Annotated in this window: 20 protein-coding genes; 15 read left to right on the top strand and 5 right to left on the bottom strand. The window is 72.5% G+C overall.

The genetic code is table 11. From position 1 onward, the window contains the following. Positions 1-6: 6 nt before the first annotated feature. Both ACZ4S3_RS16500 and ACZ4S3_RS16505 read left to right on the top strand, forming a co-directional pair. Positions 7-738 (top strand): SseB family protein, encoded by a 732-nt coding sequence (locus tag ACZ4S3_RS16500; protein WP_467933534.1) that lies wholly within the window; start codon positions 7-9, stop codon positions 736-738. A 74-nt stretch (positions 739-812) separates the two neighbouring features. Continuing rightward, positions 813-1,562, top strand: coding sequence for an MIP family channel protein (locus tag ACZ4S3_RS16505; RefSeq protein ID WP_467933538.1), 750 nt, complete (start codon positions 813-815; stop codon positions 1,560-1,562). A 110-nt stretch (positions 1,563-1,672) separates the two neighbouring features. On the opposite strand, the gene ACZ4S3_RS16510 is transcribed toward ACZ4S3_RS16505, so the two are convergent. Then, a complete protein-coding gene (locus ACZ4S3_RS16510) occupies positions 1,673-2,074 on the bottom strand; it encodes a DUF1844 domain-containing protein (protein ID WP_467933542.1) in 402 nt (133 codons plus the stop codon). 326 nt (positions 2,075-2,400) lie between these two features. Here ACZ4S3_RS16510 and infC point away from each other — a divergent pair, with 326 nt between their 5' ends. The 8 genes from infC to ACZ4S3_RS16550 all read left to right on the top strand — a co-directional run bounded on the left by infC (position 2,401) and on the right by ACZ4S3_RS16550 (position 11,367). After that, positions 2,401-3,126, top strand: coding sequence for a translation initiation factor IF-3 (gene infC / locus ACZ4S3_RS16515; RefSeq protein ID WP_128510005.1), 726 nt, complete (start codon positions 2,401-2,403; stop codon positions 3,124-3,126). Positions 3,127-3,248: 122 nt separating this feature from the next. Continuing rightward, on the top strand, positions 3,249-3,443 hold the full coding sequence (rpmI, locus tag ACZ4S3_RS16520; protein WP_006607578.1) for a 50S ribosomal protein L35: 195 nt from the start codon (positions 3,249-3,251) through the stop codon (positions 3,441-3,443). A 104-nt stretch (positions 3,444-3,547) separates the two neighbouring features. After that, a complete protein-coding gene (gene rplT / locus ACZ4S3_RS16525) occupies positions 3,548-3,931 on the top strand; it encodes a 50S ribosomal protein L20 (RefSeq protein WP_393541208.1) in 384 nt (127 codons plus the stop codon). A 136-nt stretch (positions 3,932-4,067) separates the two neighbouring features. Then, positions 4,068-4,922, top strand: coding sequence for a TrmH family RNA methyltransferase (locus tag ACZ4S3_RS16530; RefSeq protein WP_467933550.1), 855 nt, complete (start codon positions 4,068-4,070; stop codon positions 4,920-4,922). Between the two features lie 83 nt (positions 4,923-5,005). Beyond that, a complete protein-coding gene (locus tag ACZ4S3_RS16535; protein ID WP_467933555.1) occupies positions 5,006-6,166 on the top strand; it encodes a sensor histidine kinase in 1,161 nt (386 codons plus the stop codon). Positions 6,167-6,323: 157 nt separating this feature from the next. Further along, a complete protein-coding gene (pheS, locus tag ACZ4S3_RS16540) occupies positions 6,324-7,448 on the top strand; it encodes a phenylalanine--tRNA ligase subunit alpha (RefSeq protein ID WP_467933558.1) in 1,125 nt (374 codons plus the stop codon). Next, positions 7,448-9,973 (top strand): phenylalanine--tRNA ligase subunit beta, encoded by a 2,526-nt coding sequence (gene pheT, locus ACZ4S3_RS16545; protein ID WP_467933561.1) that lies wholly within the window; start codon positions 7,448-7,450, stop codon positions 9,971-9,973. The genes pheS and pheT overlap by 1 nt, the downstream gene beginning before the upstream one ends. Before the next feature lie 164 nt (positions 9,974-10,137). Continuing rightward, positions 10,138-11,367: a PP2C family protein-serine/threonine phosphatase gene (locus ACZ4S3_RS16550; protein ID WP_467933566.1), complete on the top strand. Its 1,230-nt coding sequence runs from the start codon at positions 10,138-10,140 to the stop codon at positions 11,365-11,367. A gap of 204 nt (positions 11,368-11,571) precedes the next feature. On the opposite strand, the gene ACZ4S3_RS16555 is transcribed toward ACZ4S3_RS16550, so the two are convergent. Then, the gene (locus ACZ4S3_RS16555) at positions 11,572-12,441 is read right to left on the bottom strand and encodes a 3-hydroxybutyryl-CoA dehydrogenase (protein ID WP_467933570.1); all 870 of its coding nucleotides are present in this window, start codon (positions 12,439-12,441) and stop codon (positions 11,572-11,574) included. 158 nt (positions 12,442-12,599) lie between these two features. On the opposite strand from ACZ4S3_RS16555, the gene ACZ4S3_RS16560 reads away from it, so the two are divergent. After that, on the top strand, positions 12,600-13,829 hold the full coding sequence (locus tag ACZ4S3_RS16560; protein ID WP_467933574.1) for a glycoside hydrolase family 10-like protein: 1,230 nt from the start codon (positions 12,600-12,602) through the stop codon (positions 13,827-13,829). A gap of 82 nt (positions 13,830-13,911) precedes the next feature. On the opposite strand, the gene ACZ4S3_RS16565 is transcribed toward ACZ4S3_RS16560, so the two are convergent. Beyond that, complete coding sequence (locus ACZ4S3_RS16565) at positions 13,912-14,118, bottom strand: DUF1918 domain-containing protein (RefSeq protein WP_467933578.1); 207 nt, start codon at positions 14,116-14,118, stop codon at positions 13,912-13,914. A 186-nt stretch (positions 14,119-14,304) separates the two neighbouring features. After that, positions 14,305-15,267: a DMT family transporter gene (locus ACZ4S3_RS16570; protein ID WP_467933582.1), complete on the bottom strand. Its 963-nt coding sequence runs from the start codon at positions 15,265-15,267 to the stop codon at positions 14,305-14,307. On the opposite strand from ACZ4S3_RS16570, the gene ACZ4S3_RS16575 reads away from it, so the two are divergent. The 4 genes from ACZ4S3_RS16575 to ACZ4S3_RS16590 all read left to right on the top strand — a co-directional run bounded on the left by ACZ4S3_RS16575 (position 15,266) and on the right by ACZ4S3_RS16590 (position 18,670). Then, entirely contained in the window at positions 15,266-16,726 is a 1,461-nt protein-coding gene (locus tag ACZ4S3_RS16575; RefSeq protein ID WP_467933586.1) for an aminotransferase-like domain-containing protein, read from the top strand. The two genes, ACZ4S3_RS16570 and ACZ4S3_RS16575, sit on opposite strands and share 2 nt — an antisense overlap. 68 nt (positions 16,727-16,794) lie before the next feature. Next, positions 16,795-17,247, top strand: a complete 453-nt coding sequence (locus tag ACZ4S3_RS16580) for a GNAT family N-acetyltransferase (RefSeq protein WP_467933589.1) — start codon at positions 16,795-16,797, stop codon at positions 17,245-17,247. A gap of 57 nt (positions 17,248-17,304) precedes the next feature. Beyond that, positions 17,305-17,874 (top strand): histidine phosphatase family protein, encoded by a 570-nt coding sequence (locus ACZ4S3_RS16585; protein ID WP_467933593.1) that lies wholly within the window; start codon positions 17,305-17,307, stop codon positions 17,872-17,874. Positions 17,875-17,980: 106 nt separating this feature from the next. Continuing rightward, positions 17,981-18,670 carry a hypothetical protein gene (locus ACZ4S3_RS16590; protein WP_467933597.1) on the top strand — a complete coding sequence of 230 codons (690 nt, stop codon included), beginning with the start codon at positions 17,981-17,983 and terminating at the stop codon, positions 18,668-18,670. Positions 18,671-18,684: 14 nt separating this feature from the next. Here ACZ4S3_RS16590 and ACZ4S3_RS16595 read toward each other — a convergent pair whose 3' ends face one another. Continuing rightward, complete coding sequence (locus ACZ4S3_RS16595) at positions 18,685-19,140, bottom strand: YybH family protein (protein WP_467933602.1); 456 nt, start codon at positions 19,138-19,140, stop codon at positions 18,685-18,687. Positions 19,141-19,338 lie beyond the last annotated feature (198 nt).

The raw sequence follows: 19,338 nt of genomic DNA on the forward strand, positions 1-19,338 counted from the left end.
CGCGACGTGCAAAAGAACATCCCGGACCCCGGCTTCGCAGACGACGACGGCTCGGCCGACCCCACCCTCGCCGCGGCGCTGGCGGCGTACGACCGGGACCGCACCACGGAGCCCGCGCTGCTCTCGGCCCTGGCGAGCGCACGCGTGCTCGTACCGGTGGTGGCCGTCCTGGGCGAGGTTGAGACCGGACCCGACGGCCTCCGGCGCGAGAAGAGCAGCGATATGGCCGTCCCCACCCTCCAGGCCCCCGACGGCCGCCGCGCGCTCCCCGCCTTCACGTCCACGGAGACCCTCCAGCGCTGGCGCCCGGACGCCCGCCCCGTGGCGGTACCGATGCGTCAGGCCCTGCTCGCCGCCTCCCACGAGAACGCCGACACCCTCGTCATCGACCTCGCCGGACCGGTCACCTACCAGCTCACCGGCGCCGCCCTGCGCGCCCTCGCGGAGGGCCGGCGGACCGCCGACCCACTGGCCGACCCGGCCGTCACCGACGCGCTGCGTGCCCTGCTGGCCGCCGAGCCGGCCGTCCTCGTGGCCCATCTCGCACCCTCCGACGAGACCGACGCGACCCTCGCCCTCGGCCTCGCCCCGGATGCGCCCACCGCCGAGGTCGCCCAGCGCCTGGCGCGGGCGCTGGCCACCGACGAGGTGCTTCGCGGCCGTCTGGTCAAGGGCCTTGACCTGGCGCTTCTGCCGCCGGGGACCGAGCGGGCAAAGGAAGCCCTCTTCCGCCGCTGACCTCCTCGCCAACGGGCGCGTTCGTCTCCTCGGGCTCACTATGGGATGAGCTCAAGATCACGCGAGGAGAGCTCATGGAGACCACGGAGACCCGCACAGTCGTATCCGAATTCCTCGGCACGCTGCTCCTGGTGTTCTTCGCCGTCGGCTCAGCGGTGCTGGCGGGCGAATACATCGGCACCTTCGGCATCGCGCTGGCCTTCGGTTTCACCATGCTGGCACTGGCCTACGCGCTGGGCCCGATCTCGGGCTGCCACATCAACCCCGCCGTGACGCTCGGCATGATGCTGGCCCGCCGTATCACCGTCCGTACGGCGATCGAGTACTGGATCGCCCAGGTGCTCGGCGGCATCGTCGGCGCCGCCCTGCTCTTCCTGGTCGCCAAGCAGGTACCGGGTCTCAAGACGCACGACGCGTTCGGCACGAACGGCTGGGGCGACCGCTCGGCGGTGCACCTCAACCTGGGCGGCGCTTTCGTCGCCGAGATCGTGATGACCTTCCTGTTCGTCTTCGTCGTGCTCGGCGTCACGCACAAGGTGGCCGTGGTCGGCTTCGGAGGTCTGGCGATCGGCCTGGCACTGGCCACCGTCCACCTGATCGGCATCCCCCTGGACGGCACCTCCGTCAACCCCGCGCGGAGCATCGGCCCGGCGCTGTTCGCGGGCGGCGCCGCCATCACCCAGCTGTGGCTGTTCATCATCGCCCCGCTGATCGGCGGCGCGCTGGCCGCCGTGGTGCACCAGATCACCCACCCGCCGCACGAGCCGCTGATCGTCGCGGACGAGGCGGCGCCCGGCGAGCCCAAGCCCGGCGAGCGGGTCTGACCGCCCGCGGACACCGCTTGCCCGCGGACACCGTTGAAGACGCCCCCGCGCAGTCGACGGGCCCCGGCCGTGGCGGCCGGGGCCCGTCGACTGCGCGGACGCTGCCGGCCCTAGCCGTAGACCGGGCCGGTGAACTTCTCGCCTGGGCCCTGGCCGGGCTCGTCCGGGACGACGGAGGCCTCGCGGAAGGCCAGCTGCAGCGACTTCAGCCCGTCCCGCAGCGGCGCCGCGTGGTACGAGCCGATCTCGGTGGCGCTGGCCGTGACCAGCCCCGCCAGCGCCTGGATGAGCTTGCGCGCCTCGTCCAGGTCCTTGTGCGCCTCGCCGTCCTCGGCGAGCCCGAGGTTGACCGCCGCCGAGCTCATCAGATGCACCGCGACCGTCGTGATCACCTCGACCGCCGGCACCTCCGCGATGTCACGGGTCATGTCCTCGAAGCCGGGGTTCGACGGCTCGGCTGCGTTCGCCGCGCCGGACTGCTGCTCCGGCTGCTGCGGGGTCTGGTCACTCATGTCCTGGGGTTTCACTTCCTGCTGAAGGGATCTCCTCCAGACTATGGCCCGTGCCGCCGGGCCCCGCGGCCGGGAGTGTCCGCGCGTGCGCGGGGCGGGCCGGTCCCGGCACAGGAGTGGGTACTGCCCCTTGACTCGTGTATTCTGGTGTGAAGACCGGCCGGACACGCATGTGACCGGCCCACAAGTGGAGGCTCCGATCTCCCACCCGCACCGACCTCAGGGTTGGCGGGTCAACGGTCCGGCTGCGCCCCGCGGAGATTTCGCGGCGGTGCTCCTGAGCCAGTTTCCGGAGCCCCGCCTGTGTCCCGTCCGGGGCGTTTTTCATGTACCGGCGCGGTTGGTCACACCGAAACAGACGTTACGCGGCAGTCCGCCAGGCCGTCGCGTGGTGCTACCGAGGAGGATCCATCAGCGCCGAGCCCCGCATCAACGACCGGATTCGTGTCCCCGAGGTGCGACTCGTCGGTCCCAGTGGCGAGCAGGTCGGCATTGTGCCGCTTGCCAAGGCCCTGGAGCTTGCGCAGGAGTACGACCTCGACCTGGTCGAGGTGGCCGCGACGGCACGTCCGCCGGTCTGCAAGCTCATGGACTACGGAAAGTTCAAGTACGAGTCGGCCATGAAGGCCCGTGAGGCGCGCAAGAACCAGGCGCACACGGTCATCAAGGAGATGAAGCTCCGGCCGAAGATCGACCCGCACGACTATGACACCAAGAAGGGTCACGTCGTCCGGTTCCTCAAGCAGGGTGACAAGGTCAAGATCACGATCATGTTCCGTGGTCGCGAGCAGTCCCGCCCCGAGCTGGGCTTCCGGCTGCTGCAGCGGCTCGCGTCCGACGTGGAGGACCTCGGCTTCATCGAGTCGAATCCGAAGCAGGACGGCCGAAACATGATCATGGTTCTCGGTCCGCACAAGAAGAAGACCGAGGCGATGGCCGAGGCCCGTGAGGCGCAGGCCGCCCGCAAGGCGGAGCGCCAGGGCGGAGTTCCCGCGGACCAGTCCGTGGAGGAGCCCGCCGAGGAGCCCACCGAGGAGCACGCCCAGGCGTGATCCCCGAGGCGTGAGCCCCGGATCCGTCCGGGGCACCTCGCCCCGGACCAACCGATACATCTGACGCTCCCGCTTGCCGGTCCGTGCCTGCGGGAGCGCCACTGACGAGGAGAGAACGGCGCATGCCGAAGAACAAGACGCACAGCGGTGCCAGCAAGCGCTTCAAGATCACCGGCTCCGGCAAGGTGCTGCGTGAGCGCGCCGGCAAGCGCCACCTGCTCGAGCACAAGTCGTCCCGCGTGACGCGTCGCCTCACCGGCAACGCCGAGATGGCCCCGGGCGACGCCGCGAAGATCAAGAAGCTTCTCGGCAAGTGAGTCCGGGCGCCCCGCCGACGGCTGGGGCGCTGGACCAGGACCGGGACCCAATCGAAACCGGGCCGCGTGACGACAACCGCGGCCCCGCTACAAGGAGTTAACAAGTGGCACGCGTCAAGCGGGCAGTCAACGCCCACAAGAAGCGCCGGGCGATCCTGGAGCAGGCCAGCGGTTACCGTGGCCAGCGCTCCCGCCTCTACCGCAAGGCGAAGGAGCAGGTCACCCACTCGTTCGTCTACAACTACAACGACCGCAAGAAGCGCAAGGGCGACTTCCGTCAGCTGTGGATCCAGCGCATCAACGCCGCTGCCCGCGCCAACGGCATGACGTACAACCGCTTCATCCAGGGTCTGAAGGCCGCCAACGTCGAGGTGGACCGCAAGATCCTGGCCGACCTCGCGGTGACGGACGCCAACGCGTTCGCCGCGCTCGTCGAGGTTGCCCAGAAGGCGCTTCCGAGCGACGTCAACGCCCCGAAGGCTGCCTGAACCTCAGCCTGATGGCGTTGTGACGACGTTGTGACGCGGACCCGCAGGCCCCGGCCTGCGGGTCCGCCGCATTTCCGGACCCGGCCGGCACGGCCCGGGGCCCCACGCACCGAACGAAAGAAGCGAGCCGCCGCCCATGGGCACCCCCGAGCTGATCTCCCCGCGTTCCCCGCGCGTCTCCGCCGCCCGGCGGCTGGCCCGCCGTGCCTTCCGCGGCAAGGAGCGCCGGTTCATCGCCGAGGGCCCGCAGGCCGTACGGGAGGCCATCGCGCATCGCGCGGACGGTGAGCCCACGCTCATCGAGCTGTTCGCCACCGTCGAGGCCGCCGAGCGGCACGCCGAGATCGTCGAGGCGGCCCACGCGGCCGGGGTGCGGGTCCACTTCGCCGACGACAGGACCGTCGCCGACATCTCCCAGACCGTCACCCCGCAGGGCCTGCTCGGCGTCTGCCGGTTCCTGGACTCGCCGTTCGAGGACATCCTCGCCGCCCGCCCGCAGCTGATCGCGGTGCTCGCCAACGTCCGCGACCCCGGCAACGCCGGTACGGTCCTGCGCTGCGCGGACGCCGCGGGCGCGGACGCCGTCGTGCTGACGGACGCCTCGGTGGACCTCTACAACCCCAAGTCCGTACGGGCGTCGGTCGGTTCGCTCTTCCATCTGCCGGTCGCGGTCGGCGTGCCCGTCGAGCGGGTGGTCGGCGGACTCCAGGGCGCCGGCGTACGGATCCTCGCCGCCGACGGCGCGGGCGACCGGGACCTGGACGCGGAGCTGGACGCCGGTGCCATGGGCGGCCCCACCGCCTGGGTCTTCGGCAACGAGGCGTGGGGGCTGCCGGAGGAGACCCGGGCACTGGCGGACGCCGTCGTACGGGTCCCGATCCACGGCAAGGCCGAGAGCCTCAACCTCGCCACGGCCGCCGCGGTCTGCCTCTATGCCTCCGCCCGCGCCCAGCGCACCGCCGGAGGATGCCGCTCCGTTTCACCCGCCTGAGGGGCGTCCTCCGGATCTCCCTGGCACATGCGACCCGAGCTAGTAGTGTGGCGTGCTCGGGGGCCCGGAAGGGGGTAACGGGGATGAGTGTGAGGACTTCCGGCATCACAGTCACTGCTGACAGCGGACCGTCCGACGGGCCCGTGCGCGGGCCGTCGGCCGAGCGAACGGCCGCCGAGGACCTGGGGCTCGATCCCGACGATCTGCCCGACGGCCTGGTGGTCGCCGACGAGAACGGCCAGGTGGTCACTTTCAACGCCGCGGCCGCCAGGATCACCGCCATCGCCCCCGGCGACGCCCTCGGCCGCCCCCTGGAACACGCCCTGCCGCTGCAGGACATCGAGGGCCGCCCCTGGTGGCAGCTGACCGACCCCTACCGCGGGCTCACCATCCGCCGCGGCCAGCCCGAGCGCAATCTGCTGCTGGGCGGCCGCGAGGTGCTGGTCTCCGCGCGCTATGTGCGCAGCCGGCCGACCGGTCCCGTACAGCGGCTGGTGATCGCGCTGCGCGGCACCGAGGCCCGGCGCCGTACGGAGCTCAGCCATGCCGAGCTGATCGCCACCGTCGCCCATGAACTGCGCTCGCCGCTGACCTCCGTCAAGGGCTTCACCGCTACGCTCCTCCAGAAGTGGGAACGCTTCACCGACGACCAGAAGCGGCTGATGCTGGAGACGGTGGACGCCGACGCCAACCGCGTCACCCGCCTGATCGCCGAGCTGCTGGACATCTCCCGGATCGATTCGGGCCGCCTCGAGGTGCGCCGGCAGCGGGTTGACATGATCGCCGCGGTCCGCCGGCATGTCCAGGCACAGACGACCGCGGGCCAGAGCCCCGACCGCTTCCTGATCCGGATGCTTCAGCCGCTGCCCGATCTGTGGGCGGACCCGGACAAAGTCGACCAGGTGCTGGGTAACCTCCTGGAAAATGCGGTGCGCCACGGCGAGGGAACGGTCACCATTGAGGTCGGTCCGGCAACGGACATGACCAGTGCGGACGCGACGACACCAGAGGGGACGACGGTCACCGTGAGCGACGAAGGCCCCGGCATCCCCGAGGAGTCGATGAGCCGCGTCTTCACCCGCTTCTGGCGGGGCAGCAAGCGCGGCGGCACGGGCCTGGGCCTCTACATCGTCAAGGGCATCGTCGAGGCGCACGGTGGGACGATCACGGTCGGCCGGGCGCCGGCCGGTGGCGCGGAATTCCGATTTAGCCTGCCCGTCGCGGCTCCGGCCTTCATGGCCTGAGAGAGAAACAGCGGCGGGCGCCCCCGAGGGGCTCGGACCTGCCGCGTCGGCCGTCCCCCTTAGACTTGACCTTTGGCACCTTTGGCGCACCAGCATCGCGGGCGAGCCGAGGCGACGCGAGCCAAGCCAAGCCAGTCCACCGGAAGCACGGGAAGAGATGTCCGCACCCAATAAGTCGTACGACCCTGTCGAGGTCGAAGCCCTGAAACCGGAAGAGATCGCCGCACGGCTGGACGAGGCGCTGGCCGCCATCGCCGCCGCGGCCGATCTGGAGGAGCTGCGCGAGGTGAAGGTCGCGCACGCCGGTGACCGCTCGCCGCTCGCCCTCGCCAACCGCGAGATCGGCGCGCTGCCCCCGCACGCCAAGGCGGACGCGGGCAAGCGCGTCGGCCAGGCCCGCGGCCGCGTCAACCAAGCGCTCAAGGCCCGCCAGGAGGAGCTGGAGGCGGAGCGCGACGCGCGCGTGCTGGTCGAGGAGGCGGTGGATGTCACGCTGCCCTACGACCGCATCCCCGCCGGCGCCCGGCACCCGCTGACCACCTTCATGGAGCGGGTCGCGGACGTCTTCGTCGCGATGGGCTACGAGGTCGCCGAGGGCCCCGAGGTCGAGGCGGAGTGGTTCAACTTCGACGCCCTGAACTTCCTGCCGGACCACCCGGCGCGCCAGATGCAGGACACCTTCTTCGTCCAGGGCAACGGCACCCAGGGCGAGGAGAGCGGCGTCGTGCTGCGGACGCACACCTCGCCGGTACAGGCCCGTACGCTGGTCGACCGCGAGCCGCCGGTCTATGTCGTCTGCCCGGGGCGGGTCTACCGCACCGATGAGCTGGACGCCACGCACTCCCCGGTCTTCCACCAGATCGAGCTGCTCGCCGTCGACGAGGGCCTGACCATGGCCGACCTCAAGGGCACCCTCGACCACATGGTCCAGGCGCTGTTCGGGCCGGACATGAAGACCCGGCTGCGGCCGAACTACTTCCCGTTCACCGAGCCGTCCGCCGAGATGGACATGGTCTGCTACGTCTGCCGTGGCGAGTCCGTGGGCAACCCCGACCAGCCCTGCCGCACCTGCTCCAGCGAGGGCTGGATCGAGCTGGGCGGCTGCGGAATGGTCAACCCCAAGGTGCTCATCGCCTGTGGCGTCGACCCCGAGAAGTACAGCGGTTTCGCTTTCGGGTTCGGCATCGACCGGATGCTGATGTTCCGGCACAACGTGGAAGACATGCGTGACATGTTCGAAGGCGACGTCCGGTTCACCCGGCCGTTCGGGATGGAGATCTGATGCGGGTCCCGCTTTCTTGGCTGCGGGAGTACGTCGACCTGCCGGCGACGGAGACCGGCCGTGACGTACAGGCCAAGCTCATTGCCGTCGGCCTCGAGGTCGAGACCGTCGAGCGGCTCGGCGAGGGCCTCAAGGGCCCGCTGGTCGTCGGCCAGGTGCTGACCATCGAGGAGCTGGAGGGCTTCAAGAAGCCGATCCGCTTCTGCACGGTGGACGTCGGCCAGGCCAACGGCACCGGCGAGCCCCAGGAAATCGTCTGCGGCGCGCGGAACTTCGCCGTCGGCGACAAGGTCGTCGTCGTCCTCCCCGGCGCCGTGCTGCCCGGCGACTTCAAGATCGCCGCGCGCAAGACCTACGGCCGCACGTCGCACGGCATGATCTGCTCCGGCGACGAGCTGGGCATGGGCGACGACGGCACGCACGGCATCATCGTGCTGCCGCCCGAGTACGAGGTGGGCACCGACGCCATCGAGCTGCTCGAGCTCGTCGACGAGGTGCTGGACATCGCCGTCACGCCCGACCGCGGCTACTGCCTGTCGATGCGCGGCGTCGCCCGCGAGGCCGCCACCGCCTACGGCCTGCCGCTGCGCGACCCGGCACTGCTGGACGTGCCGCCGCCGAACGGCTCCGGCTACCCGGTCAAGGTCTCCGAACCGATGGGCTGCGACCGCTTCACCGCGCGTACGGTCTCCGGTCTGGAGCCCGAGGCACGCTCCCCGATCTGGCTGCAGCGCCGTCTGCAGAAGGCCGGGATGCGCCCGATCTCGCTGCCCGTCGACATCACCAACTACGTGATGCTGGAGCTCGGTCAGCCGCTGCACGCCTACGACCGCGCCGGCGTGGACGGTCCGATCGGCGTCCGCCGCGCCACCCCCGGCGAGCAGCTGACCACCCTGGACGGCACCAAGCGGGTGCTGGACGCCGAGGACCTGGTCATCACCGACAACCGCGGCCCGATCGGCCTGGCCGGTGTCATGGGCGGCGCCAACACCGAGATCGCGGGCGCGGTGGCCGACCCCGACACCGGTGAGCTGCGCGGCACCACCGACATCGTGATCGAGGCCGCGCACTTCGACGCGATCACCATCGCCCGCACCGCCCGCCGGCACAAGCTGTCCTCCGAGGCGGCCAAGCGCTTCGAGCGCGGCGTCGACCCGGAAGCCGCGTCCGCCGCGGCGCAGCGGACCGTCGACCTGCTGGTGCTGCTCGGCGGCGGTACCGCCGGGGAAGGCGTCACCGAGATCGTCTCGCCCCGCGGGCCGCGCACGATCACCATCCCCGCCGACCACCCGGACAAGGTCGCCGGCGTCAGCTACGGCCGGGAGACCGTCGTCCGCCGCCTCCAGCAGGTCGGCTGCGATGTCTACGGCCAGGACGAGCTGGTCGTGACCGTCCCGTCGTGGCGGCCGGACCTCAGCGACCCCAACGACCTGGCCGAAGAGGTCATCCGGCTGGAGGGCTACGAGAATCTGCCCTCCACCCTCCCGAAGCCGCCGGCCGGCCGCGGGCTGACCGAGCGTCAGCGCCTGCACCGCAGGGTCGGCCGCGTGCTGGCCGGCGCGGGCTATGTCGAGGCGCTGAACTACCCCTTCACCGGCTCGCACGTCCTCGACCAGCTCGGCATCGAGCCGGACGACCCGCGCCGCGCGGCGGTCACCCTCGTCAACCCGCTCTCCGACGAGGAGCCCGACCTCCGTACGACGCTGATCCCGGGGCTGCTGGGCGCGCTGCGCCGCAACTACGGCCGCGGCACGCACGATCTGGCGCTCTTCGAGACCGGTCCGGTCTTCCGGGCGACCGGCGACGAGAAGCCGGCCAGCCGGCTGGTCGTCGACCGCCGGCCGAGCGATGACGACATCACCGCGCTGGACGCCTCCCTCCCGCAGCAGCCGCGGCGCGCGGCCGTGGTGCTGGCCGGGGGCCGTGAGCAGGCCGGCTGGTGGGGCGAGGGACGCCCCGCGGTCTGGGCGGACGCCATCGAGGCGGGCCGTACGGTCGCACGGGAGGCCGGTGTCGAGCTGATCGTCCGTCAGGACCAGCACGCCCCGTTCCACCCGGGCCGCTGCGCGGCGCTGCTCGCCCTCGTCGACGGCGAGGAGGTCCTCGTCGGCAACGCCGGTGAGCTGCACCCGCGGGTCATCAAGGCCATGGCCCTGCCGGAGCGCACCTGCGCGATGGAGATCGATCTGGACCGCATCGAACGGGCCGCCGCCGGACCGCGGCGCGCCCCGAAGATCTCGGCGTTCCCGGTCGCGACCCAGGACGTGGCGCTCATCGTCGACCACACCGTCCCGGCGGCGGACGTCGAGTCCGCGCTGCGCGACGGCGCCGGCGAACTCCTCGAGTCGCTGCGGCTGTTCGACGTCTTCACCGGCGAGCAGCTCGGCGCGGGCAAGAAGTCCCTCGCCTACGCGCTGCGCTTCCGCGCCGAGGACCGCACGTTGACCGCCGAGGAGGCCTCGGCGGCCCGCGACGCGGCGGTCGCGGCGGCGATGGAGCGCACGGGGGCGGTACTGCGCGGCTAGCGGTGATGCCGTGAGATCCGAGGGCCGTGCGGTTGCCGCACGGTCCTCGGGCCGTTCCCGCCTCCCTGCGTCATCACCCGATCGGGTGAGTTGGCACGCATCGTCACCGTACGGGCACCCGACGTCGCAAGAATCGTGGCGGTCGAGCTAGGGGGGCCATCGGCATGATCCGGGCCTGGGCGAGAGGCGGCGCACACCTGGGTGCGGCGCGTGCCCGACGGGTCTTTCTCCTGGTGCTGCCCGGTCTGTGGGTGCTCGGCGTGGTGGTCTGGGAGCTGTGCCGGCCGACCAGCGGCCAGCTGCTGCAGCTTCTCGCCGCCGCGCCCGCCATCGCCTGCGCCGGGACGGGCCGCCGGCAGTGTGTGCTGCTCGGCGGGCTCTGTGCGCTGCTGGCACTCGCCCCGTTCGGCGCGGTGGAGCCCGCGGCCGGGCTCGGCACCCGGGCGACGACCTGCGGGGCGATCCTCGCGGTGATCTGCGCCAGCTATCTGACGGCCGGCCGCCGGCGACGGCTGCTGCGGGAGCTGGCACGCAGCCGGGAGGTCGCCACCGCCGCGCAGCGGGTGCTGCTGCGGCCGCTCCCGCCCCGTATCGATGCGGTGGTGCCGGCCGTCGATCATCTCTCCGCGAGCGAGGGAGCCGTGGTCGGCGGGGATCTGTACGAGGTCGTGGGGACCCGGCACGGCGTACGGGCGGTGATCGGTGATGTCCGCGGGCACGGCCTGGAGGCCATCGGCACCGTCGCGGCGATGCTCGGCAGCTTTCGCGAGGTGGTGCACGACGAGCCCGAACTGGGCGGTGTGCTGCGCCGGTTGGAGCGTGCGCACCAGCGGCATCTGCGGGACCGGGCACATCGGGAGCAGCCGGCGGGGCCGGTCGCGGAGGAGTTCGTGACGCTGCTGCTGTTGGAGGTCGCCCAGGACGGTTCGGTGACGGCGCTGAACTGCGGGCACCCCTGGCCGTACCGCACCGGCGGAGGGGCGGCGGCCGAGGCGGTCGCTCCGGCCGCGGTCACGGAACCGATGCCGCCGCTGGGGCTCTTCCCGCTGCCAGACGAGCTGCCCGCGGTCCGCTGCGGGCGGCTGGGACCCGGCGAGGGGCTGTTTCTGTACACCGACGGCGCGACCGATACGCGGGACGCCGCGGGGGAGTTCTTTCCGCTGGCGCGGGAGCTGCGCAGCGCCGTGCAGACGGCCGGCCGTTCGCCGTCCGGGGTGGTCGAGGAGGTACGGGAGGCGCTGGTGCGGCACTGTGGCGGCCGGCTGACCGACGACGTGGCGCTGCTGATGCTGTGTCACGACCGGCCGGGGGTCCCCGCCCGCAAGCCCGCTACCGCGCCGGCCCCGGCTCCCGCCCCCTTCACGCCCCGTGTGCAGGGCGGTTCACTCCGCTGATCCCGCGCAGTGGTGAAGTCGACGAGGCCCGGAGCCGCCGGGCCGCTGGGGGACGGGCCGATCCGATCTGCGAGAGCCTCGGCGGACGGCCGCACCGCGCGGTCGGCCTCGATGACATCGGGCTCTCCCGCCGCCCGCAGGGGAGTTGACCGATGAGCCACGGGGGCCGAAGCCGGCGGACGGCCCCCGCGTCGTCGTCCCGGCTCAGTACGAGTAGAACCCCGACCCGGACTTACGGCCCAGCCGTCCCGCGTCCACCATCCGCGCGAGCAGCGGGGGAGCGGCGTACAGCGGTTCCTTGTACTCGTGGTACATCGACTCGGCGACCGAGGCCACGGTGTCCAGGCCGATCAGGTCGGACAGCCGGAGCGGGCCCATCGGGTGGGCGCAGCCCAGCTCCATGCCGTTGTCGATGTCCTCGCGGCTGGCGATGCCCGACTCGAACATCCGGATCGCGGAGAGCAGATACGGGATGAGCAGCGCGTTGACGACGAAGCCCGAGCGGTCCTGGGCGCGGATGGCGCGCTTGCCCAGGACGTCCTGGACGAGGGCCTCGGCGCGCTTGATGGTCTCCTCGCCGGTGGTGAGGGCGGGGATCAGCTCCACCAGCTTCTGCACCGGGGCCGGGTTGAAGAAGTGGATGCCGATGACCTGGTCCGGGCGGGAGGTGGCGACCGCCAGCTTCACCAGGGGGATGGAGGAGGTGTTGGACGCAAGGATCGCGTCCGGGCGGGTGATCACCTGGTCCAGGACCTGGAAGATTTCGGTCTTGACCTGCTCGTTCTCCACCACGGCCTCGATGACGAGGTCACGGTCGGCGAACTCCCCGAGGTCGGTGGTGAAATTCAGCCGGCCGAGCGTCGCATCGCGTTCCGCGGTGGTGATCTTGCCGCGTTCGGCGGCCTTGCCGAGCGAGTTGGTCAAGCGGGTGCGGCCCAGTTCCAGGGCTTCGCCGGTGGTCTCGGCGACCATGACGTCCAGCCCGGCGCGGGCGCACACCTCGGCGATGCCTGCGCCCATCTGGCCGCAGCCGACCACTCCGACGCGTGCAATGTCGGCGAATGAGTCCGTCACCTCGTGCCTTTCGCTGTTCTTCAGGACCGGCGGTACGCCGTAAGGGTCCGACGCCCGCCTCGCCCCGACGTTACTCCGCGGGGTGCTGTGCTACGGGCGCCGGGGCGGGCATCCTGAGCCCTCAGGACGGGACAAATAGGACAACCCAGGGGCTTTTCATGAGACGGATCACACGGCGGGGATTTGCGGTAGGTGCACTGGGAGTGGCGTCGTCGCTGCTCGGAGAGGGGGTGGCGGGTGCGGCGCGCGGCGCGCGGCAGGGCGGTATGCGGGGCATGTGGCTGGCCACCGTCGCCAACCTGGACTGGCCCACCAAGCCAGGACTGACACCCGCCGAGCAACAGCGCCAGCTGCTGGCCCTCTTCGACGCGGCCGTCGAACGCCGCCTGAACACGGTGTTCTTCCAGGCCCGGCCCACCGCCGACGCCCTGTGGCCCTCCCCGTACGAGCCCTGGACGCAGTATCTGACCGGCCGGCAGGGCAAGGACCCGGGCTGGGACCCGCTCGGCTTCGCCGTCGCCGAGGCGCACCGGCGCAATCTCGAGCTGCACGCCTGGTTCAACCCGTACCGGATCGCCAACCACACCGACCCCGACCGGCTGACGCCCGGCCATCCCGCGCGCCGGCACCCGGAGTGGGTGATCCCGTACGGCGGCAAGCTCTACTACAACCCGGGGCTCCCCGAGGTCCGCGGCTTCGTGCAGGACGCGATGCTCGATGCGGTGCACCGCTATCCCGTCGACGGAGTGCACTTCGACGACTATTTCTATCCGTACCCGGTGGCGGGGCAGACCTTCGACGACGACGCCGCGTACGAGCAGCACGGCGCGGACTTCGCGTCGCGCGCCGACTGGCGGCGGGACAACGTCAACCGCCTGGTGCGGGAAATGAAGGAGAAGGTCGCCGCTACGGGGCTGCGGGCCGGGCGGCGGGTGCGGTTCGGGGTCAGCCCGTCAGCCATCTGGCGTAACCGCGGGACCGACCCGGCGGGATCCGACACGCGGGGAGCGCAGACCTACGACGAGCTCTACGCCGATACGCGCCGCTGGGTGCGCGAGGGCTGGATCGATTACCTCGTGCCGCAGGTGTACTGGCAGATCGGCTTCCCCGCCGCCGACTACGCGAAGCTGCTGCCGTGGTGGGCCGGCACCGTCTCCGGCACCGGCGTGGACCTCTATATCGGCGAGGCGCTGTACCGGGCGGGCGATCCGGCCCAGGGCACCTCCTGGGAGGACCCCGCCGAACTCTCCCGCCATCTCACCCTCGCCCGCACCTACCCGCAGATTGGCGGCCATGTGTACTTCTCGGCGAGGGATGTGGTCAGGGACCGGGCCGGTGCGCTGGCCCGGGTCGTCCGTGACCACTACGGCGGCGCGGCGCGGCCGTAGTGGTCACGGTCTTCACGGTCCCCCTCTGCCGGCCGCTGTCCCAGAGCTCTCCGGGCGAACGACGGGAGTGTGACGACAGGCCCTAGCGGCCGGTGATGTCGGTGGACTTGCCGTGCTGGACCACGCAGTCCGGGCCGGGTGACACGATGGCCTCGTGCCCGTCGTCCGCGCGGACGCGGTAGGGCGGATCGCCGTTCGTCCCCAGCACCTCGATGATTTCGACGACGTGGTCCTCGTGCCCGACGGTTCTGCCGTGCACCAGCAGCCGGTCGCCCGTGTTTGCGTGCATCAGGGTCCTCCCGCTTCGGGCGGCCGTGCGACCGGGACGGCGACAGCGGGCTGCGGCCGGGCGGTTGAACGGCCAACGATCTACCTGTTGACGGGCTGGTTGGCCCGGACGGCGGTTATGCCATCGCGGCAAGTTTACGTCCGGAAGGGGACCTCGCACCCGGCAGCGGCGGGCGGCTGCGGTGCGTCAGTCGCGGGTCCGCTGGGTGACCGCGATGCACACCAGGACCGCGACCGCCGCGAGGGGAGCGGCCGGCGGCAGGTGCTCGCCGAGCAGCAGTACGGACCACACCAGGGTCAGCAGCGGCTGGGCGAGCTGTATCTGGCTCGCCTTGGAGACGCCGATGGCGGCCATGCCGCGGTACCAGACGACCATCCCGAGGAACTGTGAGCCGAACGCCAGCCACAGCAGCCCGCAGACCGCGTGCGCCGTCATGTGCAGGGGCTCGGTGGACAGCGCGACCACCGCGCCCGCGGCCGTCAGGGGCAGGGCCAGCACCAGCGCCCAGCCGATCACCTGCCAGCCCGGCAGATGGCGGGCCAGCCGGCCGCCCTCGGTGTATCCGGCCGCGCACACCAGCAGCGCCGCGAACAGGAACAGATCGCCGGAGCTGAGCGCCCCGCCGCTCTGCTGCACGGCGAAGCCGATGACGACGGCGGCGCCGGCTAGCGAGGCGGTCCAGAAGGTGCGCGAGGGCCGGGCTCCGGTGCGCACGGCCGAGAAGGCGGCGGTGGTCAGCGGCAGCAGGCCGACCACGACGGCCGCGTGCGAGGTGGTGGAGGTCTGCAGCGCGAGGGTGGTCAGCAGCGGGAAGCCGAGGACGACGCCGCCCGCCACGACCGCGATCCCGGCCCAGTGGCGCCGCTCGGGGATGCGGATGCGCAGGGCGAGCAGACAGCCGCCGGCGAGCGCGGTCGCCAGCACGCTGCGCAGCATCACCACCGTCCACGGGCCCATGCCCTCCAGGGCCCAGGCCGTGCCGGGGAACGTGAGGGAGAAGGCGGCGACGCCCAGCGCGGCGAGCAGTGCGCCGGGGCGTGCGCTCGTGCCGTGCGGGGGAACGCCGGGGGCCTCGGTGGCCTCGGCGGGGCGCTCCGGGGTGGTGACCGCTATCCCGCCCGAGGCAATAGCGCTATCGTTGTCTCTCATGCAAGAGCGTAGCAGTGTTGCCGAACTGGCCGCGATCCTCCGTAACGGCCTGAACCGCTACTCTCCCGGAGAGAAGCTGCCCTCGAGTCGCGTCCTGGTCGAGCGGCACCGGGTGAGCCCGGTGACCGTCTCCCGGGCGCTCGCCGAACTGGTCGCGGAGGGCCTGGTCGTCACCCGGCCCGGCGCCGGGGCCTTCCGGGCCGTACCGCCGGCCGAGGCGCCGCGCCCCGCCGACACCTCCTGGCAGGAGATCGCGCTGAGCGCCGAATCGGCCGGCGACCAGGTGCCGCGCAGCGTCGACGCCTCGGGCGTGCTGGCCACCCTCGCCGCCCCGGCCTCCGGCGTCATCGAACTCCACAGCGGCTATCTGCACCCCGATCTGCAGCCCGTACGCGCCCTCGCCGGGGCGCTGGCGCGGGCCGGGCGGCGGCCGGGTGCCTGGGAGCGGCCGCCGGTCGAAGGCGTCAAGGAGCTACGGGCCTGGTTCGCGCGGGAGATCGGCGGTCCCGGCGGGGCGCTCGCCGCGAGCGATGTGGTGGTCACCGCCGGCGGCCAGAGCGCGCTGACCACCGCCTTGCGCGCGGTCGCCGCGCCCGGCGCCCCGGTCCTCGTCGAATCCCCGACCTACCCGGGCATGCTGGCCGCCGCCCGCGCCTCCGGCCTGCGGCCGGTGCCCGTACCGATGGACGCGGACGGCGTCCGCGTCGACCTGCTGGCGGACGCGTTCCGGGCCAGCGGCGCGCGGCTGTTCGTCTGCCAGCCGCTGTTCCAGAACCCGACGGGCGCGGTGCTCGCGGCCGAGCGGCGGCGCGAGGTGCTCCGGGTGGCCCGCGCGGCCGGGGCGTTCGTGGTGGAGGACGACTTCGCCCGGCGGCTGGTCCACGACGGCGCCCCCGCCCTCCCGCCGACCCTGATGGCGGATGACCGGGACGGCACCGTCGTCCATGTCTGCTCCCTGACCAAGGCCACCTCGCCCAGCCTGAGGGTGGGCGCCCTGGCGGCCCGCGGCCCGGTCCTGGACCGGCTGCGCGCCATCCAGGTCGTCGACAGCTTCTTCGTCCCCGGACCGCTCCAGGAGACCGCCCTCGAACTGGTCGGCTCGCCCGCCTGGGCCCGCCATCTGCGGCTGATCGCCGGCGAGTTGACGGTCCGCCGGGACACCCTGCTCACCGCGCTGCACCGGCATCTGCCCGCGCTCGCGGGCGGCGGCCTGTCCGTTCCGTCCGGCGGCTACCACCTCTGGCTGCGCTTCCCGGACGGTACGGACGAGGCCGCGCTGACCGGCGGGGCGCTGCGCGCGGGCGTCGCGGTAGCGGGCGGCCGCCCCTACTTCGCCGCCGAGCCGCCCGCCCCGCATCTGCGGCTCAGCTTCGGCTCCGCGTCCGGGACGCAGGCACTCACGGAAGGGGTGCGGAGGCTGCGCTCGGCCTGCGACGAGCTGGAGATCGCGGTGAGCTGAGGCGGGCGGCCGGAGCCTCTTTCGGCCACGGGTTCGACGGCGCCCCGTACTTCTGCGAACCTCCCGGCATGAACGATCACACGCTCGACGGCTACGAGCTCTCCACCGACCCGGCGCGCCTGGACGCGGACCTGGTCCACCACTGGCTGTCCACCGACGCCTACTGGGCCGTCGGCCGCTCCCGCGAGCGGCACGACCGCGCCGTCGCGGGGTCGCTCAACTTCGGCCTGTACGAAGCCGGTTCGGGGCGCCAGGCGGCGTACGCCCGGGTCGTCACCGACCACGCCACCTTCGCCTGGCTCTGCGATGTCTATGTCGCCCGCGACGCCCGCGGCAAGGGACTGGGCACCGCCCTCGTCGAGGCCGTCGCCGACCATCTGGCGCCCTGCGGGCTGACCCGGATCACGCTCGCCACCAAGGACGCCCACGGCGTCTACGAGAAGATCGGCTTCCGGAGCCTGGTGTCGCCGGAGCAGTGGATGACGCTGGGCCTGATGGACCCAGGACCCCTCGACATCTGACCGCGCGAGATCCGCGCAACACGGCCGTTCGGGGCGGCGGGCTCTTACCATCGGCGAATGAATGTTCGCCTCAGGCTGCTCGCCGCCGCCCGTAGCTCCGCGCTGCTGGAGACCCGGTTCGGCGACGACCGCCCGCTCGACGCCGCCGGATGGCACGAGGCCGAGCGCGCCGCCCCCGTCCTGTGCCGGCTCGCCGCCGCCGAGCTGCGCTACTGCTCACCCTCGGCGCGCTGCCGGGAGACCGGGGAGGTCCTGGGCCTCACCCCGCTCGCCCAACCGGCCCTGCGGGACTGCGACATGGGGCGCTGGCGCGGCCGCACCCTGGGCGAGGTGACCGCGGCCGAGCCCCGGGCGGTGGACGCCTGGCTGGGCGACCCGCGGTCCGCGCCGCACGGCGGGGAGTCGCTGCTGGCCTTCATCACCCGGATCGGCACCTGGCTGGACACCCGGCCCGTCGAGGAGGGCGCCGGACTGGTGGCGGTCGCCGAGCCCGGGGTCGTCCGGGCCGCCCTGGTCTACGCGCTCCAGGCGCCCCCGCACACGTACTGGCGTATCGACGTCCAGCCGCTCTCGGTGACCACCCTGACGGGGCGGGCCGGCAACTGGAGCCTGGCGCTCGAGGCGTGAGCCGGACCGGGGCGGATGGCGGTACGTTCCGAAAAGACCACCCGGAAAGCCCATTCGCACACGCCACCGACGTGCGCGCGGCGAGGCGGGACGTTTCGCTCGGGTTATGTACCCACACGCCGCCCCGCGTCCCGCGCTCCGCCCCTTCCTCCGTCACGCCCGCGCGGCCGGTGCCGTGGCGGCGTCGCTCGCGCTGTGCGGCTCCGGCGCCGCCACCGCCGCGGACGATACGCACGCGGTGGTCATCCAGCCCGACACGGTGGCGCCCGGCGGCGAATTCTCCGTCTTCGACGGCGGCAACTGCACCGGCGCCACCGGCGAGGCCACGTTCGAGGGCACGGACATCCCCCGGCTGAAGCTGTCGATGCTGCGCAACCAGGTCGGCGGCACCGGCACGGTCCCGCAGTCGACCAAACCGGGCGAGTACACCGTCACCCTCACCTGCGGCGGCGACAAGGGCGGCGAGCTCAGGCCCCAGGGGGAGACGGAAGACGAGGCGCAGGGCGACGGCGAGCACGGCGGCGGCCGCTTCACCTTCACCGGAACCCTGACGGTATCCGCCGAGGGCGGAGCCGCCGCCGGAGCCGCCGCCGGAGCCGGCAGTGACGCCGGCAGCGATACCGCCGCTGACGCCGGCCCCGGCCAGGCCGTCCCCAAGGGCGGCGCGCGCACCGGCCTCGGCGGCGGCTCAGGGGTCGGCACCGGCGTCACGGTCCTCGGCGGCATCCTGCTGGCCGGTGCGGTCGGCTGGGGCGTCGTCGCCCGCCTCCGGCGCCCCCGGGGCAGCCGGGGCTGACGCGGACGGCGCCGCTACGGCGTCAGATCGAGTGCCGCCAGCCCCGACCCGTCCATCAGGAACGGCACCGAGCTGTGCGTATGAGTGATCTTCCAGACACCGTCGATCCTGCGCAGCCCGACGGTCGCCCGGCTCCACAGCCGCACCTCGTAGCCGTCCGTCTTCGTCCCCTGCATCAGGTTGATGCTGTGGGCGAAGGCGACGTCGTCGCCGACCGTGATCTCCACCTGCGTCGGCGTCACCTCGATGGGGCCGTCCCAGGTCGCATACCAGTCCTCGACGGCCTGGTGGTCCAGCGCCTTCGGGCCGGTGAACTGGAGCGGGGGAGCGAGGCTGAAGTCCACGATCTCCGGCGCGCAGTGGGCGAGGAACCGCCGGGCGTCGCGCTCCCGGGTCGCCGCGGCGCGGTCCTGGAGCAGCTCCCGGATCCGTACCTCGTCCGCTTTCCGCCCGGTGTCGGTGCTGGTCATCGCAAACCCTCCTGTCGCCCGGCGCCCACGCGCCCCGAATCGGTGTCCGAGGGGTAGACGCCTGCGGCGCCGCGAACTCATCGCCGACCCATCGGGAGCCGGGCCCCGGCGCGGGCGGGCGACGCGTGCGATGCGTGCCATGCGTGCCATGCGTGCCATGCGGAAAACCGTGTGCCCGTGCCCCGGGCGGTCCGGCAT

Source organism: Streptomyces sp. NPDC028368 (assembly GCF_055565615.1).

Bases quoted from the DNA above. Each gene is read 5' to 3' on its own strand.
- ACZ4S3_RS16505 (WP_467933538.1), top strand. From the start codon at position 813: ATGGAGACCACGGAGACCCGCACAGTCGTATCCGAATTCCTCGGCACG.
- ACZ4S3_RS16510 (WP_467933542.1), bottom strand. From the start codon at position 2,074: ATGAGTGACCAGACCCCGCAGCAGCCGGAGCAGCAGTCCGGCGCGGCG.
- infC (WP_128510005.1), top strand. From the start codon at position 2,401: ATGTACCGGCGCGGTTGGTCACACCGAAACAGACGTTACGCGGCAGTC.
- rpmI (WP_006607578.1), top strand. From the start codon at position 3,249: ATGCCGAAGAACAAGACGCACAGCGGTGCCAGCAAGCGCTTCAAGATC.
- ACZ4S3_RS16530 (WP_467933550.1), top strand. From the start codon at position 4,068: ATGGGCACCCCCGAGCTGATCTCCCCGCGTTCCCCGCGCGTCTCCGCC.
- ACZ4S3_RS16535 (WP_467933555.1), top strand. From the start codon at position 5,006: ATGAGTGTGAGGACTTCCGGCATCACAGTCACTGCTGACAGCGGACCG.
- pheS (WP_467933558.1), top strand. From the start codon at position 6,324: ATGTCCGCACCCAATAAGTCGTACGACCCTGTCGAGGTCGAAGCCCTG.
- pheT (WP_467933561.1), top strand. From the start codon at position 7,448: ATGCGGGTCCCGCTTTCTTGGCTGCGGGAGTACGTCGACCTGCCGGCG.
- ACZ4S3_RS16550 (WP_467933566.1), top strand. From the start codon at position 10,138: ATGATCCGGGCCTGGGCGAGAGGCGGCGCACACCTGGGTGCGGCGCGT.
- ACZ4S3_RS16560 (WP_467933574.1), top strand. From the start codon at position 12,600: ATGAGACGGATCACACGGCGGGGATTTGCGGTAGGTGCACTGGGAGTG.
- ACZ4S3_RS16565 (WP_467933578.1), bottom strand. From the start codon at position 14,118: ATGCACGCAAACACGGGCGACCGGCTGCTGGTGCACGGCAGAACCGTC.
- ACZ4S3_RS16575 (WP_467933586.1), top strand. From the start codon at position 15,266: ATGCAAGAGCGTAGCAGTGTTGCCGAACTGGCCGCGATCCTCCGTAAC.
- ACZ4S3_RS16570 (WP_467933582.1), bottom strand. From the start codon at position 15,267: ATGAGAGACAACGATAGCGCTATTGCCTCGGGCGGGATAGCGGTCACC.
- ACZ4S3_RS16580 (WP_467933589.1), top strand. From the start codon at position 16,795: ATGAACGATCACACGCTCGACGGCTACGAGCTCTCCACCGACCCGGCG.
- ACZ4S3_RS16585 (WP_467933593.1), top strand. From the start codon at position 17,305: ATGAATGTTCGCCTCAGGCTGCTCGCCGCCGCCCGTAGCTCCGCGCTG.
- ACZ4S3_RS16590 (WP_467933597.1), top strand. From the start codon at position 17,981: ATGTACCCACACGCCGCCCCGCGTCCCGCGCTCCGCCCCTTCCTCCGT.
- ACZ4S3_RS16595 (WP_467933602.1), bottom strand. From the start codon at position 19,140: ATGACCAGCACCGACACCGGGCGGAAAGCGGACGAGGTACGGATCCGG.